Annotated in this window: 12 protein-coding genes; 6 read left to right on the top strand and 6 right to left on the bottom strand. The window is 42.7% G+C overall.

Features of this window, described 5'->3' with window-relative positions; genetic code table 11:
- Positions 1 to 121: 121 nt before the first annotated feature.
- The 4 genes from RMY32_RS03175 to RMY32_RS03160 form a co-directional block, all read right to left on the bottom strand.
- Positions 122 to 607 carry a Uma2 family endonuclease gene (locus RMY32_RS03175; RefSeq protein ID WP_322714216.1) on the bottom strand — a complete coding sequence of 162 codons (486 nt, stop codon included), beginning with the start codon at positions 605 to 607 and terminating at the stop codon, positions 122 to 124.
- A 153-nt stretch (positions 608 to 760) separates the two neighbouring features.
- On the bottom strand, positions 761 to 2,533 hold the full coding sequence (locus RMY32_RS03170; RefSeq protein WP_322714215.1) for a ribonuclease J: 1,773 nt from the start codon (positions 2,531 to 2,533) through the stop codon (positions 761 to 763).
- A gap of 266 nt (positions 2,534 to 2,799) precedes the next feature.
- Positions 2,800 to 3,699, bottom strand: a complete 900-nt coding sequence (gene dapA / locus RMY32_RS03165; protein WP_322714214.1) for a 4-hydroxy-tetrahydrodipicolinate synthase — start codon at positions 3,697 to 3,699, stop codon at positions 2,800 to 2,802.
- Positions 3,700 to 3,832: 133 nt separating this feature from the next.
- Complete coding sequence (locus tag RMY32_RS03160) at positions 3,833 to 4,870, bottom strand: aspartate-semialdehyde dehydrogenase (RefSeq protein WP_322714213.1); 1,038 nt, start codon at positions 4,868 to 4,870, stop codon at positions 3,833 to 3,835.
- A gap of 881 nt (positions 4,871 to 5,751) precedes the next feature.
- Here RMY32_RS03160 and tig point away from each other — a divergent pair.
- From tig to RMY32_RS03140, 4 genes are all read left to right on the top strand, one after another.
- Positions 5,752 to 7,191 carry a trigger factor gene (tig, locus tag RMY32_RS03155; RefSeq protein ID WP_322714212.1) on the top strand — a complete coding sequence of 480 codons (1,440 nt, stop codon included), beginning with the start codon at positions 5,752 to 5,754 and terminating at the stop codon, positions 7,189 to 7,191.
- 338 nt (positions 7,192 to 7,529) lie between these two features.
- Positions 7,530 to 8,228, top strand: coding sequence for an ATP-dependent Clp endopeptidase proteolytic subunit ClpP (clpP, locus tag RMY32_RS03150; protein WP_322714211.1), 699 nt, complete (start codon positions 7,530 to 7,532; stop codon positions 8,226 to 8,228).
- A 9-nt stretch (positions 8,229 to 8,237) separates the two neighbouring features.
- A complete protein-coding gene (clpX, locus tag RMY32_RS03145; protein ID WP_322714210.1) occupies positions 8,238 to 9,578 on the top strand; it encodes an ATP-dependent protease ATP-binding subunit ClpX in 1,341 nt (446 codons plus the stop codon).
- Between the two features lie 97 nt (positions 9,579 to 9,675).
- On the top strand, positions 9,676 to 10,596 hold the full coding sequence (locus tag RMY32_RS03140) for an alpha/beta hydrolase (RefSeq protein ID WP_322714209.1): 921 nt from the start codon (positions 9,676 to 9,678) through the stop codon (positions 10,594 to 10,596).
- A gap of 14 nt (positions 10,597 to 10,610) precedes the next feature.
- Here the strand turns inward: RMY32_RS03140 and RMY32_RS03135 are convergent, their stop codons facing one another.
- Complete coding sequence (locus RMY32_RS03135; protein WP_322714208.1) at positions 10,611 to 11,807, bottom strand: FAD-dependent monooxygenase; 1,197 nt, start codon at positions 11,805 to 11,807, stop codon at positions 10,611 to 10,613.
- 153 nt (positions 11,808 to 11,960) lie between these two features.
- A complete protein-coding gene (locus RMY32_RS03130) occupies positions 11,961 to 12,944 on the bottom strand; it encodes a GntR family transcriptional regulator (protein WP_322677438.1) in 984 nt (327 codons plus the stop codon).
- A gap of 298 nt (positions 12,945 to 13,242) precedes the next feature.
- Here RMY32_RS03130 and RMY32_RS03125 point away from each other — a divergent pair, with 298 nt between their 5' ends.
- Positions 13,243 to 13,983, top strand: coding sequence for a dienelactone hydrolase family protein (locus RMY32_RS03125; protein ID WP_322714207.1), 741 nt, complete (start codon positions 13,243 to 13,245; stop codon positions 13,981 to 13,983).
- Between the two features lie 128 nt (positions 13,984 to 14,111).
- A complete protein-coding gene (locus RMY32_RS03120) occupies positions 14,112 to 15,014 on the top strand; it encodes a S1 RNA-binding domain-containing protein (protein ID WP_322714206.1) in 903 nt (300 codons plus the stop codon).
- Positions 15,015 to 15,393: the final 379 nt, after the last annotated feature.

Below are 15,393 nucleotides of genomic sequence, written 5' to 3'. Positions count from 1 at the left end.
AATTGGGGGACTTTGATATGTTTTTCTGGTTCCCCCCTTTATAAGGGGAGCCAGCGCGGTCTTGGGGGTTTCCCCCATGAGCGACTGGCGTGGGCTAGGGGGGATCGAATTCTATGCAGCTTTATAAAAAATTGGTATAACTGCTCTGATTTAGCAAACACACAGTTATTTTATTTTCCAGAGGATCGACAATCCAATACTCGAACACACCCATCGCCGCATACTCAAAGGTTTTTTGGTTATAGTCTCTGTCAATAGATTCAGGGCTTACCACTTCAACTAAGAGGGGTGGAGCAGTTTTGAGGATAGCCGAGGTAGTCTCAATACTTTTTGCCTGTTCATTGGTAATTACACAAACATCAGGTCTTCTAAGTTGTTTATTGGTCAGCACCTCAGTACCGTTAGGGCGCGGTTGTAAAGGCAGTCCCATTTTTTGAATTTCTAAAAAAAAGCGAACTAACAGTAGGGTGATAATCGCCTCATGTTTGCCAGTACCAGGAGGCATTTCTACCAGCACCTCATCCTCAATTTCATAGCGCTTGTCGGTACCATCATCAAAATTGATGTATTCCTCAAGAGTACTAATTTTTATTGGTGTTTTAGTCATAGCGATCGCCTCCAATAACTATAACTATAAGCAAATACAAGCTACTGGGGCTTCTATACTTATACTCAGAAACTATATTTCACACCAAAGCGCAAAGACGTTAGAAAAACTCTGTGTCTGTGCGCTTAGCGTGAGATTTTTATTTTAAATTCTCTATGATGCTACCTGAGCAGCAGTCCGAGTCCGCCGTCTTCTACCATCAGCAACTTTTACAGGTGGCTCATCAGGGATTTGCATCAACAAAGTTACAGAAGGCTGACATTGCAATTCCCGCCGGATGGAACGTTGCAATTCTCGTTCTAAAGTTCCTTGCAATCCACCCCAGTCTATATCTGCTGCTTCACCTTGCTCAGGAGCAAATTCTGTCCAGCGCACAGTGAGGATTTCTTCAATGCGTTGTTTTACCCAGGTTTGTAGCAGCGATCGCTCTACACTTGTGACTACACCCCGGAGGTGGATTTCTGGTTTTGCTAACAGTTTACCATTCCAATCAATGGCAGCTGCGATCGTGATAATGCCTTCTGAAGCCATACGTTGCCGTTCTTGCAGCACTTTAGCACTTACCATACCCGAACTAGTAGTATCAACTAGTTCTATACCAGATGGCACTTTACCTGCGACGCAAATGGCATCTTCAGTCAGTTCGATAATATCACCATTCTCAATAATTATCGTGTTTTCTGCGGGAATGCCCATACTCTGAGCCGTTTCTGCGTGCTTCACTAGCATCCGATGTTCGCCGTGAAATGGCACAAAGAATTTGGGTCGAGTTAGGGCAATCATCAGCTTTTGTTCTTCTTGACAGCCGTGACCGGAGACGTGAATTCCTTTATCACGACCATAGACTACTTTCGCCCCTTGAATCATCAACTTATCAATAGTGTTGACTACAGCGATTGTATTTCCGGGAATTGGGTTAGCAGAGAATACTACCGTATCTCCTTCGCGAATTTTAATGTGAGGATGTTCTTTGTTGGCAATGCGGGTCATTGCTGCCATCAATTCACCCTGAGAACCTGTAGTTAAAATCAGTACTCTTTCATCGGGTAGATTGCGGACAGCGTGCAATGGTTGCAGCAGATTATCTTCACACTTGATGTAACCTAAATTGCGGGCATGAGCAATCAAGTTCAGCATGGAACGCCCGACAACTGTCACTACACGGTTCTGCTTCTTGGCGATATCCAAAATCATGTTAATGCGATGGACGCTAGAAGCAAAAGTAGTGACAAATAATCGCCCAGGTGCTTGACTAAATACTCTCTCCAGATTGGGATAAACGGAACGTTCTGAAGGTGTAAATCCTGGAACTTCAGAGTTAGTAGAATCACTTAGCAAGCAAAGAACGCCTTTTTCACCATGTTCTGCTAGGCGTTGCAAGTCAAACTTTTCGCCATCTACTGGGGTATGGTCAATTTTAAAATCCCCTGTGTGAATGACTACACCCAGAGGAGTATGAATAGCAACAGTGAAACTATCAGCGATGGAGTGGGTATTACGGATATATTCGACTAAAAAGTTTTTGCCAATCCGCACTACATCACGTGGTAGAACTGTTCTGATTTCTGTGCGATCGCGGACTCCTGCTTCTTCTAATTTACCCTCTAGCATTGCCATTGCTAGTCTGGGCCCATAAATCACCGGGATATCAAATTGCTTGAGATGAAAAGCAATCCCGCCAATATGGTCTTCATGACCATGAGTCACAATCATCCCTTTAATTTTGTGGCGATTTTCCCGCAGATAGGTTGTATCTGGTAAAACAATGTTGACACCATGCATCGCTTCTGTAGGAAAAGCCAATCCTGCATCTAAGAGGATTATTTCATCGTCATACTCAAAAAGACAGGTATTTTTACCAATTTCATGCAAACCGCCTAAAGGAATAATTTTCAAGGCGGAATTATTAGCTTCGTTTTTAGCCATTTTCTCCTGAGATTTTTACTTTTTGTTAATTAAGTTGATAGTTGACTTTCCTTGTATTTAAGACAACATCATCTGTCTTTTTAGTCAGTCCCAAAGCAATCAAGTTTTAATTGAAAATTTCAATTTTTTATTCAATAAAATCAACTGTAAAACTCAAGGATTCATAGTATATCTATCAGTCCTAACACAGGTTTTTAAATTGCAACTTATGAACAATTACGATCATTGTTTATATGTATCTTTGGCAAGGAGAATACTACCACCATTTAAATAGCTGGTGTTGAGATTAAACTAAGTTCTTTCAGAACCGCTTCTAACTTTTGACTGACTACTAAATCAGCTTCACATAGCGGCGGACGAGTTGAACCAACCTCCCAACCTTGAAGTTTCAGTGCTTTTTTTACTGGAATGGGATTTGAAGTGAGAAATAGAGCTTTAAACAACGGAAACAGTTGGAGATGAATCTCGCTGGCTACCTCAATTTTTCCTGCACTAAAAGCTTGAATCATCTGCTGTAGTTGGTTTCCTACCAGATGAGAAGCCACACTTACCACGCCTTTTGCCCCGATCGCTAGCAAGGGCAAAGTCATGTAATCATCACCAGAATAGATGTGGAATTCTTTTGGTGTCAAGCGACGAATTTCGCTTGCCTGATCTATATTACCAGTGGATTCTTTAATCCCGACAATATTGCTAACCTCAGCTAACCGGGCAACTGTTTCTGGCTGAAGGTTTTGTCCGGTACGACCGGGGACATTGTATAACAACAACGGTAAGTCGGGACAGGCTTGTGCTATCGCCTGAAAGTGCGCTTCCAGTCCCGCTTGTGGCGGTTTGTTGTAATAAGGAACAACTTGTAAGGAACCATGTACTCCTATTTTAGACGCTTTTTGGGTGGCTGCGATCGCTTCTTTGGTAGAATTTGATCCACAACCTGCAATTACCTTGGCTTTTCCGGCCACGGACTGCAATACCTCGACAAACAACTGGTATTCTTCATCCCAACTCAGCGTCGGGGATTCTCCAGTTGTGCCGCACATCACCAATGTATCTGTACCGTTATTAACTAGATACGCCGCCAGTTCTGCCGCTACATCATAATTGACACTACCATCTGCTTTAAATGGCGTAATCATAGCGGTTAAAACATTGCCAAAATCTCCCACCCTTTTTCACTCCTGATTACCCATGTTTTTATATCTTGGTGGTTCTCTATTGTAATAACCTATTTGCAAATTGCTTTCAAGTGTCATTTTTACTTTGTCATTAGTCACTTTACCAATGACCAATGACCAATGACTAATGACTAATAGCTAATGGTTTGAGTAGATTTTTCTCTACTAACAATTCGGCGATTTGTACCGCATTCAATGCTGCACCTTTGCGAATTTGGTCGCCACATAACCATAATTCCAAGCCACAAGCATGAGAAATATCCTGGCGAATTCTTCCCACTAAAACTTCATCTCGACCAGTTGCTTCTATTGGCATCGGAAAATGATTCGCTCCCCAATCTTCTACCAATTTTACTCCAGGGGAGGAATTTAAAATTTCTTTGGCTTCCTTCACACTAAAGGGAGTCTCAAATTCTAAATTAATGGCTTCTGAATGAGCGCGAAGTACGGGAACCCGTATACAGGTTGCAGTGATTCTGATTTGCTGCTTACCAAATATTTTTCGGGTTTCGTTGACCATTTTCATTTCTTCCTCACAATAACCCAAATCGTTTAATGGGGAATTATGCGGGAATAAATTAAATGCCAATGGGTAAGGCAATATTTCGGCAACTGCTGGCTGTCCTTGTAGTATAGCGCTTGTTTGGCTTTTGACTTCTGCCATTGCCCTAGCCCCAGCACCACTTGCAGATTGGTAGGTTGCAGCAACGATACGTTGCACTGGTTTTACTTTATGTAATGGCCAGACTGCCACAGCCATTAAAATTGTTGTGCAGTTGGGGTTAGCAATAATGCCTTGGTGATTTGCTGCGGCTTGGGGATTCACTTCTGGCACTACTAAGGGAACTTCCGGGTTCATCCGAAACGCACTGGAGTTGTCAATTACCACTGCACCCTTTTCTACGGCAACTGCTGCCCAAGTTTTGGATGTGGAACCACCTGCACTAGCTAGTACTATATCTACATTTTCAAAGGCGCGATCGCTCACTGATTCTATTGGTATATTTTCCCCTTTAAATCGTACCGATCGCCCGACACTCCGCTCTGATGCCAATAACTTTAAGTCAGCAACCGGAAAATTACGACTTTCTAATAATTCCAGCAACTCTGTGCCTACTGCACCAGTCGCTCCTAAAATAGCTAAACGATAGGATTTCGACAAACTTGTTTCCTCCTTTAATAGACTTAATCTGCAATTTCTTGGAACAATTGACAATTTGGTTATATTTAAATAGCGATCACAGTCTGAAAATACATTTTTAATAGGTTTAGATTTTTCTTTAATTTAATATATCTTTAATATATTTAATAATACATTTTTTTAATAAGTTAAGTGATGTTGCCTTTTAAAATAACGGCGATTTTTTCATCGATTTTAACTATAACTATATATTATACAATAAACCACTTTTTCTCAGAAAAAGGGAGATATCTGCATTTAGGGGTTTAACAACCATCCTTCTTGTAAAGAAACAAATGTATTGGCTACAAACTTGCTTACCAAGATGATGAATATATTAAAATCTAAATGCAAAAAGCTAGCACAACGTAAAAATGAGCTATGCGATTAGGTAATAGATGCACTCTCGTACCACACATAACTTAATAATAGCTAGATAATAGCTAGACTCAATACTATAACTTTAATCTGGAGTACTAACCACTCTTTGAGACCAGGATATCACGGCGTTAGCCTACTGAATAATTAATTCCCAAGTTTTAGAGTAAGAGGGAAGTGAAGAAGGCAATAGGCTACAGGTTACAGGGTACAGATTTATTCTCTAGCACCTACCACCTGTCACCTTCTCCCTAATCCCAATGCCCTATTAACCAGATTGTTATGAAGGTAAAATGTCAAGTCCTTGGTCATTGGCAGTAAACTGGATCTTTGCCCCAGGACAAACATCCTTCCTTGGATGTCACAAGACCTTTTGGCAAACTCCCATTACCCCTAAGAGACATCAAGCCATAAACGCAAACAATTATTTTATTGCGTCTTGTATGTACTCGGAGTATAAAATACCAGAAAACTAGAGACGAAGCATGAAAGTCACCCAGGAAAAACTTCCCGCCAGCCAAATTGGCCTGGAAATAGAGATTACGCCGGAAATTACCAAACAAACTTACGAACAGGTCATTAAGAACTTAGCGAGTACTGCCAATATTCCTGGGTTTCGTAAAGGCAAGGTGCCTCGGCCGATATTACTACAACGGCTGGGTACAACTCGAATCAAGGCAGCGGCGCTGGAAGAACTAATTCAAGATGGTATTGAGCAAGCAGTCAAACAAGAAGCCATCCGAGCAATCGGTCAGCCGCAATTGCGCTCCTCTTTTGAGGATTTGATTAATAATTATGAACCTGGAAAACCCCTGACGATTTCGGCGGCTGTCGATGTAGAACCAGAAGTAAATTTAGTTCAGTACACCGATTTGCAAGTCAAAGCTGAAGAAGTTAAGTACGATCCAGAACGAGTAGACGCTAACCTTGACAAGGAACGTCAAGAATTGGCGACATTGATTCCTGTGGAAGGACGTGCAGCTCAAATCGGCGATATTGCCGTAGTCGATTTTAAAGGTTCATTCGCAAGAGCTGAAGGCGAGGACGAAACAACTGAACTAGAACCGATTCCCGGAGCCGAAGCAACTGATTTTCAAGTTGAGTTGCAAGAAGATAAGTTTATTCCAGGCTTCATTTCGGGAATAGTGGGGATGAATCCTGAAGAAACCAAAGAAATTGCGGCGCAGTTCCCAGACCCGTATGCTAATGAAGATTTAGCAGGAAAAGCGGCAACTTTCACGGTGACGCTCAAAGAATTAAAGGAAAAAGAGCTACCAGAAGTAAATGACGATTTCGCCCAGGAAGTCAGCGATTTTGAAACCTTAGAGGAGTTACGCGCTTCTTTGGTAGAGCAATATCAAAAAGAAGCGGACGACAAAACAAAAACCAATAAGCAGGAAGCTTTGTTAACGGAACTGCTCAAGCACGTAGAAGTTGACTTACCAGCAACCTTAATTGAGCAAGAAGTGGATGCAATGCTAACGCAAACAGCAATCCGACTGTCTCAGCAGGGATTGGATGTGAGAAAGCTGTTTACTCAAGATATTATTGGGCAATTGCGGGAGCGATCGCGTACTGAAGCAATTGAACGCATCAAACGCTCCTTATCCTTACGAGAAATCGGCAAACGCGAATCTATCGAGGTAACACCAGAAGAAATCGCAGCCAGAGTCACAGAACTTTTGGAGCAATACCGAGAGGAACAAGACGTTGATGAAGATAAACTGCGGTCAATCGTGGAAAACGAACTATTAACCGAAAAAATCATCGATTGGCTCTTAGAACACTCCTCAGTTGAACTTGTACCGGAAGGTTCATTGAGTCCCGCAGAAGAAACGGAAGACGCAGAATTAGACGCTGATGCTGATGCACCTCAGGCAGAGGAAGAAAACAGCGAAGCTTCTACAGAAGTTACAGGAGGATAATCAAAAATCCCACAACCATGAATTCACCAGTTCTGAGTTAAAGTTCTGGTGAAATGGGTAAGCTAAGGGATATGAGAAAGTACACAGAAAAATAACCAATGCCCTATGCCCTATGCCCCATGCCCATAACTTACGGATGAAGTCAAAATAATTAAAGAATTAATGAATTTTCGGCAAATAGTGACATTTGTTATCACTTGAGCTTGATACTGTGTTACACGAGAGGAAATTATATGAGGCATAATGGTTAACACGTAGCTTATAAAAATTCCATTCGTTGAAAAGGCAGCATCCGCTGCTGAAGCATTTGTCCTAAATAATCGTCAAAGAAAGCTTGTATGCTTAAATCGCAGTCGGGAAACTACCCAATCAGCAACTTAAGTCGAATAAACATTAACTCCCAGTTAAACAGCCCTAGCAACATCGTGCCGATGGTGGTAGAACAATCTGGCATGGGAGAAAGGGCTTTCGACATCTACTCCCGCCTGCTGCGAGAGCGGATTATCTTTTTAGGAACGCCGATAGACGATGCCGTAGCCAACTCAATTGTGGCTCAGTTGTTATTCCTAGATTCCGAAGACTCAGAAAAAGACATCCAATTGTATGTTAATTCTCCTGGCGGCTCCGTCTACGCAGGGATGGCAATCTATGATACAATACAGCAAATTCGCCCTGATGTTGTTACCATCTGTTTTGGATTAGCCGCGAGCATGGGGGCATTTTTGTTGACAGCAGGGGCTGCCGGTAAGCGAATGTCTCTGCCCGACTCCCGGATTATGATTCACCAACCACTTGGTGGCGCTCAAGGTCAAGCTATTGACATTGAAATTCAAGCCAGAGAAATTCTTTACGTTAAGGCTAAGTTGAATCAGCTAATGGCTCACCATACTGGTCAACCCTTAGAAAGAATAGAAGCAGATACTGAGCGCGACTTTTTTATGTCGGCAGAAGAGGCAAAAAACTACGGTTTGATCGATCAAGTCATTTCCAGGCAAAATCTTCCCATAGCAGGGGAAAACGTCACCATTCTGAAATAAGAGGCTGGTATGTCTAAGTACGACTCCCATTTGAAATGTTCATTTTGTGGCAAGTCTCAAGAGCAGGTGCGTAAATTAATCGCAGGGCCGGGAGTCTACATCTGCGATGAATGCGTTGACTTGTGTAATGAAATACTAGACGAGGAGTTACTCGATACTAATGGTGCATCAGCACAACCAGCACCAAGAGCAGAGCCACCTGAAAAACGGCGTACCCACTCTGCTAGTATTTCGTTTAATCAAATACCCAAGCCAAGAGAGATTAAAAAGTATCTCGACGAACACGTTATTGGTCAAGACGAAGCCAAGAAAGTTCTGTCAGTAGCTGTTTATAATCACTACAAGCGGCTGGCAGTCATTCAATCTAAAGCTAGTGGCAAACCTGGGGCAGATGACGCCATAGAACTGCAAAAGTCCAACATCTTGTTAATCGGCCCGACTGGTTGCGGTAAAACTCTCTTAGCGCAAACTCTAGCGAAAATCTTGGATGTACCTTTTGCCGTAGCCGATGCGACGACGCTGACGGAAGCAGGGTATGTGGGAGAAGATGTGGAAAATATCTTGCTGCGACTGTTGCAGGTGGCAGATTTGGATATAGAGGAAGCGCAACGGGGAATTATTTACATTGACGAAATTGACAAAATTGCTCGTAAGAGCGAGAACACGTCAATTACCCGCGATGTTTCTGGCGAAGGCGTGCAGCAAGCCTTGCTGAAAATGTTAGAGGGAACGATCGCCAATGTACCACCCCAAGGAGGGCGCAAGCATCCTTATCAAGACTGCATCCAGATTGATACAAGTAATATTTTGTTCGTCTGTGGTGGTGCCTTCGTAGGCTTAGAAAAGATTGTAGATCAGAGAGTTGGCAAAAAAGCAATCGGCTTTGTGCAACCGGGAGAAGGCCAATCTAAAGAGAAACGAGCAGCAGACACGCTTCGCCATCTAGAACCGGATGATTTAGTAAAATTTGGCCTGATTCCAGAATTTATTGGGCGGATGCCAATGGTAGCAGTAGTAGATCCGTTAGATGAAGAAGCGCTGATGGCGATTCTGACTCAACCACGCAGCGCCTTAGTGAAGCAGTACCAAAAACTGCTGAAGATGGATAATGTGCAATTAGATTTTAAAGCAGATGCTTTACGAGCGATCGCTCAAGAAGCTTACCGCCGTAAAACTGGTGCGAGAGCATTACGCGGTATTGTCGAAGAACTAATGTTGGATGTAATGTATGAGTTACCATCCCGTAAGGATGTGACACGCTGTACAGTTACAAGGGAAATGGTCGAGAAGCGATCGACTGCTGAACTGATAATCCATCCATCTTCACTACCGAAGCCAGAATCAGCTTAATAGTCATTAGTCATTGGTCATTAGTCATTGGTCAAAAAATAAGGAATAATAACCATATACCAGGGACTAATGACAACTGACAAAGGACAAATGACTAATGCCTTATATTAATGTTCGTGGCGTTGAGCATTACTACGAATGGGTGAAAAAACCATCCGGTTCTTTGGTAAAACCAGTGATGGTTTTCATTCACGGTTGGGCTGGTTCGGCTAGATATTGGCAAAATACTGCTGATGCTTTATTAGAGCAATTTGATTGTTTACTCTACGATATGCGGGGATTTGGCCGTTCTGGTGGGAAGCCAACCATAGCCGAAGCAAGTGAAGCTGTCGCCGAATCGGAATCCCCCCAGGAAAAATCAGAGGCAATTAAAGAGCTAACCTATGAATTAGAGGAATACGCTGATGATTTGGCAGCTTTGTTAGATGCGTTGCATCTTCAGCGTGTTTATATCAATGCTCATTCGATGGGCGCTTCTGTTGCCACTTTATTTTTTAACCGCTATCCCGAACGAGTAGAACGAGGAATTTTAACTTGTAGCGGCATTTTCGAGTACGACGAAAAATCTTTTAGTGCTTTTCATAAATTCGGTGGCTATGTAGTAAAATTCCGTCCCAAATGGTTAAGCAAAATCCCATTTGTTGACCGGATGTTTATGGCTAGATTTTTATATAGTTCCATACCACATTCTGAGCGGCAAGCTTTTTTGGAAGACTTTCTCGAAGCAGACTACGATGCGGCTTTAGGAACAATTTTTACTTCAGTCAGTAAGGCTCAATCTGAAGTGATGCCGCAAGAGTTTGCCAAGTTAACAGTGCCGACTCTGCTTGTGGCGGGGGAGTATGACAAGATTATTCCAGCCGAGATGGGTCGTCAAGCGGCTGCATTGAATGACAAAGTGGAATTTGTGATGATTCCTAACACAGCCCATTTCCCAATGTTGGAAGATGCCCCAACTTATCTGCAACGAATACAAGAATTTTTGCAAATTAACACGCCAAAACCACAAGTGGGATAACTGCTGGCGGTTTTTTAGACAGTTAAATGTACCTGTGTGATACCTTGACGCATTTTGTATTGTCGCCTTAACCAAGACTTTTTAATTATTTTACGGAGTAAGGGGGCAAGTTGAATCAACAGCGATCGCAGCAGTGCATTTTTTCGCAATAGTTCGCCTTGTTTAGCTTCTTCTAACTGGAGTTGCTGGGCGCGGATAATTTCTGGCTGACGTTCTGCTTGGATGTGCGATAGTGCCATGTCAATATCCTGGTGTCCAGCTTCTTTTTGCAAAAGTGGCACAAGATGATTAGCAGCGACAATCACATCACGGAATGCAAGATTAATTCCTTGGGCACGGACGGGAGACATTGGGTGTGCAGCGTCACCTAGAAGTAATACCCCTGGTGCGTGCCATTGTGGACAATAACCAACCACAACAGAGAGCCGAATCGGAGATTCGATGGTGTCTGCATGATTACGGAAATGCTCTGCTAGCGATGAGGGTGATAGTGAGGCAAAAATCTCTGCCCAGTTGGCTTGTTTGGAGTCAGTATTTTCGGTTGCTGACATCACCCAAGCCAGATGTAGTTTTCCTGATTCTGCTCCGTGAAAGATGGTAAATACGCGATCGCCATTTACAATAGTACGAAACACATTATCGGCTGCAAACTCAGGGCTGGCGGCAAGTTTAAACCAAAGAATATCAATATTTTTGGGCTGGCGTACCAATTCCAATCCTATACGTTGTCGCACAAGAGAATTTCGACCATCTGCCCCAATCACTAAGTCAGCTTTAAGTTCTCTGCCATCGCTTAGTACTACACCTGCGACACGTTGATTAGTCCACAGTAAATCCTTGACCGGAACACCCTGAATAAATTCAAACCCATGATTGGTTTGAGCTGACGAAATCAGTGCTTTGAGCAGTGGTGGTTGTGAAACCAGTGTACAGGGTTGGGTTGCTCCCATTGGTTCATCAACTCGAAACAACTGCTTGCCCCCGATAATGAATTCCCACGCGTCGAGTTGCCGATGGGGAATATCCTCTAACAACGCCAATAGACCCATTTGCTCTAGAGCTTCTAAGCCACTGGGCATTAATCCTTCGCCGCGAAATACACGATGAAAGTCTTTTGCTGCTTCAATTAACGTTACAGCAATACCACGTTTTACAAGAAGCAGGGCAAGGGTTACACCTGTTGGGCCTGCGCCCACAATCACAATTTGCACTACTTTATCCCTTCTGTATCAGTTGCTCTTAAAGATGTTGGTCGAATTATCTTGAGATTAATAGGACTGGTACGAGTTGGAGAATAACGAACCGCAGAGGCGCAGAGGGCACAGAGAATGAGAGTTTGAGAAATATTATTGCGTAAGTTTTAATTAACTTAAACCTAGCTCTCGTTTTAGCAAGTTAATCGAGTTAGCGCCGATATAATTCTCAACCTTAATCAGCTTTGGCGGACGAATAATATCTTCATCAGAGGCTTGTACAGCTGCTTGCACTGCTGCAAAACTGGCTTGGTCGCTGATGATGACCTCAGCCCGTTTAACCATTGCCTGAAGTTTGTAAGCATCTTTTGGTTGCGAAGTCATTACCAGTAGTTCATCGCCCCGCAAACCGTGGAGGATGACTTCTGCGGCTCGTGCAATCCCGGAACTGAGGCTAACTATCCCAACACAGTTTTCTTTTGGTAGGGTTTTCAAAAGGCTGAGTTCTTTGCTGTAGTCGTAGATATCGAGAGGAATTACTCGTGCAGCTTTTGGAGCTGCGATCGCTTCTACATTACTGATAAAATATCGACTGGTGACGACTGTCGCAGAGGTAGTTTTATCTAACACAGCAGTTAATTCTTCCATTGCTACCAACTGCACTGGAATTTTTAGCGATCGCTCTAATTCATACACCATCAACTCCCCAGCACCCATGTCATAAGATGGCACTGCAACCAGTACCCGCGCACTACAACGCAAGCGCCAGTCGATTTCCGCTAAAAATAGCTCTCTAGCTTGATTCAGCGTACATCCTTGAGAAAGCAACTCATCAAGTGCTTGCTGGACAACTTGATATGCATCAGGATTTTGTTTGAGAATTGGTGATTGCAGCCTACTACCGCCTTCATGACCTTGGGCGCGAACATAAATACCCGAACCAGCCATACTTTCAACAAATCCGTCTTCCTCCAGTTGACGGTAAACCTTACTTATGGTATTGCGGTGTAACCCTGTTTGCATTGCTAGCGCCCGTGTGCTTGGTAATTTGTAGGCTGGGGGATATTGCCGAGAAGCGATCGCAAATCGGATTTGATTAAACAGCTGGGTTGATGCGGGAATTTCGCTGTCTGGCTGAATACGGAATTGAATCATCAGCAAACCTCCTGAATACTAAGTGCTAATGAGTGCTGAGTTCTGAGTGCTGAGTGCTGAGTTTTGAGTATTAAGTGTTGCTTTTATACTCAACACTTTTAACTCAGCCCTCCTTTTGTGACCAGCTACATTTGCTACATCTCAAATATGTTTATTTACATATAAAGTTTTTCTGATAGAAATTTCTAATGCGCTCACTATTGGTAATTGATAATTTAATTAGAAAAAAGCTAGCCATACTGGCATAGTTATATCAAATAAACACACGGCTAATCACATAGCACTGGTAAAAATTATTATGACAGAGCAAGCAACAACTACCACAACGATTAATCTTTTGCAAGATAATATTCAAGTGTCTGCTTATCTTGCAGAACCAAAAGAACCTGGCTCTTACCCAGGAGTTGTGGTATTACAGGAAATTTTTGGTATCAACGCTCACATTCGGGAAGTTACAGAACGAATTGCCAAACTTGGGTATGTAGCGATCGCACCTGCACTTTTTCAACGGATTGCTCCTGGTTTTGAAACCGGATATACACCCGAAGATATTGAAACGGGCAGAAGTTACGCCATGCAAACTCAAGCCTCAGAGTTATTGAGCGATATTCAACTAGCAATTGACTACCTCAAAAATCTGCCCCAAGTGAAAAAAGATGGTTTTGGCTGTATTGGCTTCTGCTTTGGCGGTCATGTCGCATATCTTGCAGCCACCTTGCCAGATATTAAAGCTACGGCTTCCTTCTACGGTGCTGGAATTACTACCCGCACACCGGGAGGTGGCGCTCCTACTGTCACTCGCATCAGAGAAATATCAGGTACTCTCTATGCCTTCTTTGGCATAGAAGATACTAGCATCCCAACCGAACAAGTAGCCGAAATTGCAACAGAGTTAGAAAAATATAAAATTCCTCATCATGTGTTTCGCTACGATGGAGCTGATCACGGATTTTTCTGCGACCACCGTGCCAGTTATAATCCTAAAGCTGCGGCCGATGCTTGGGAGCAAGTAAAACAACTCTTTGGTCAACTAAACTGAAGCATACGCACCCAAGTTCGTCATTGGTCATTGGTCATTGGTGAATAACAAAGGACAAATGACAAATGACAAATGACAATCTAAACTTCAGTTGCACCATATCAAATAACAACTAATCTTCAAAAGTCATGAATTCCGAATCGAAACTTTCTCAAACAGCCAATTCGCCCTTTACAATGGACGATTTTGCCAAAGCACTAGAAAAACACGACTACCAATTTCAAAAGGGACAGCTTGTAAATGGCAAAGTTTTCCAACTTGACCATGATGGAGCATACGTTGATATTGGTGGCAAGTCGTCAGCTTTTCTGCCGCGCGATGAGGCTTCTTTGAGAGCAGTTACCGATTTATCGGAAGTGCTGCCATTGCAAGAGGAAATGCAGTTTTTGATTATCCGAGATCAGGATGCAGAAGGGCAAGTTACCCTTTCTCGAAAGCAGTTAGAAATTCAGCACATCTGGGAACGATTGGCCGAAATGCAGGAAAATGCTCAGACTGTGCAAGTACGGGTTATGGGTGTGAATAAAGGTGGTGTAACTGTCGATATTCTTTCTTTGCGGGGATTTATCCCGCGATCGCATCTGGCAGAGCGTGATAATTTAGAAGCACTCAAAGGTCAAAATCTGACTGTAGGCTTTTTGGAAATTAATAAAAGCACCAACAAACTCATCCTTTCCCAGCGTTTAGCAACTCGTTCTAGCAACTTCAGCTTATTAGAACTAGGTCAATTGGTGGAAGGTAAAGTTACTGGCATCAAACCTTTTGGTGTGTTTGTCGATTTAAATGGGATGAGCGCTTTACTTCATATCAAACAAGTAAGCCAGAAATTTATTGATTCTTTAGAAAAGGTATTTCAAGTTGGTCAGCCAATTAAAGCTGTCATTATTGACTTGGATGAGGGCAAAGGGCGGGTTGCTCTTTCTACCAGAGTGTTGGAAAACTTCCCTGGCGAAGTGCTAGAAAATTTTCATGAAGTGATGGCTTCAGCTGAGGCGCGTGCTAATAGAGCAAATAACAAAGCTTCTGAATAGTTTTGAGATGGGCTGCTTGCACAAAGTATAAATAGTGCAATTGCACCTGCCGTATATGGGATTAATGGGTGAATACTGCCCAAAAATTAATCAACAATTCAAATTGTGGGTTATTTTATTACTCCCCCTGCATCTATAAAGATGTGGGGGGATTGAAAATTTTAAAACCTTTTAACGATTTACGTTTTTTAGGACTTTTTCAAGCTAGTATCGAGGGTTTTTAGTAAGCACTTTAGTGGTTATACCATTTCTGTATGAAGCTGCGCTAAATTATTCACAAGGGTGTATTTGGTAAAAGTGTAATGGGTCTCAAATTGCAAGTTGAGATTAAACAGAGCCGAGAAGAATTGGAAAAAGCTGTTAAATATGCCGCAGAAGG

Origin of the sequence: Nostoc sp. ChiSLP03a (assembly GCF_034531215.2) — a bacterium.
Taxonomy (GTDB): Bacteria; Cyanobacteriota; Cyanobacteriia; order Cyanobacteriales; family Nostocaceae; genus Nostoc.
Note: the sequence above shows the minus strand (reverse complement) of the source record. Positions and strands in the feature narration are given on the sequence as shown.

Bases quoted from the DNA above. Each gene is read 5' to 3' on its own strand.
- RMY32_RS03175 (WP_322714216.1), bottom strand. From the start codon at position 607: ATGACTAAAACACCAATAAAAATTAGTACTCTTGAGGAATACATCAAT.
- RMY32_RS03170 (WP_322714215.1), bottom strand. From the start codon at position 2,533: ATGGCTAAAAACGAAGCTAATAATTCCGCCTTGAAAATTATTCCTTTA.
- tig (WP_322714212.1), top strand. From the start codon at position 5,752: ATGAAAGTCACCCAGGAAAAACTTCCCGCCAGCCAAATTGGCCTGGAA.
- clpP (WP_322714211.1), top strand. From the start codon at position 7,530: ATGCTTAAATCGCAGTCGGGAAACTACCCAATCAGCAACTTAAGTCGA.
- clpX (WP_322714210.1), top strand. From the start codon at position 8,238: ATGTCTAAGTACGACTCCCATTTGAAATGTTCATTTTGTGGCAAGTCT.
- RMY32_RS03140 (WP_322714209.1), top strand. From the start codon at position 9,676: ATGCCTTATATTAATGTTCGTGGCGTTGAGCATTACTACGAATGGGTG.
- RMY32_RS03130 (WP_322677438.1), bottom strand. From the start codon at position 12,944: ATGATTCAATTCCGTATTCAGCCAGACAGCGAAATTCCCGCATCAACC.
- RMY32_RS03125 (WP_322714207.1), top strand. From the start codon at position 13,243: ATGACAGAGCAAGCAACAACTACCACAACGATTAATCTTTTGCAAGAT.
- RMY32_RS03120 (WP_322714206.1), top strand. From the start codon at position 14,112: ATGAATTCCGAATCGAAACTTTCTCAAACAGCCAATTCGCCCTTTACA.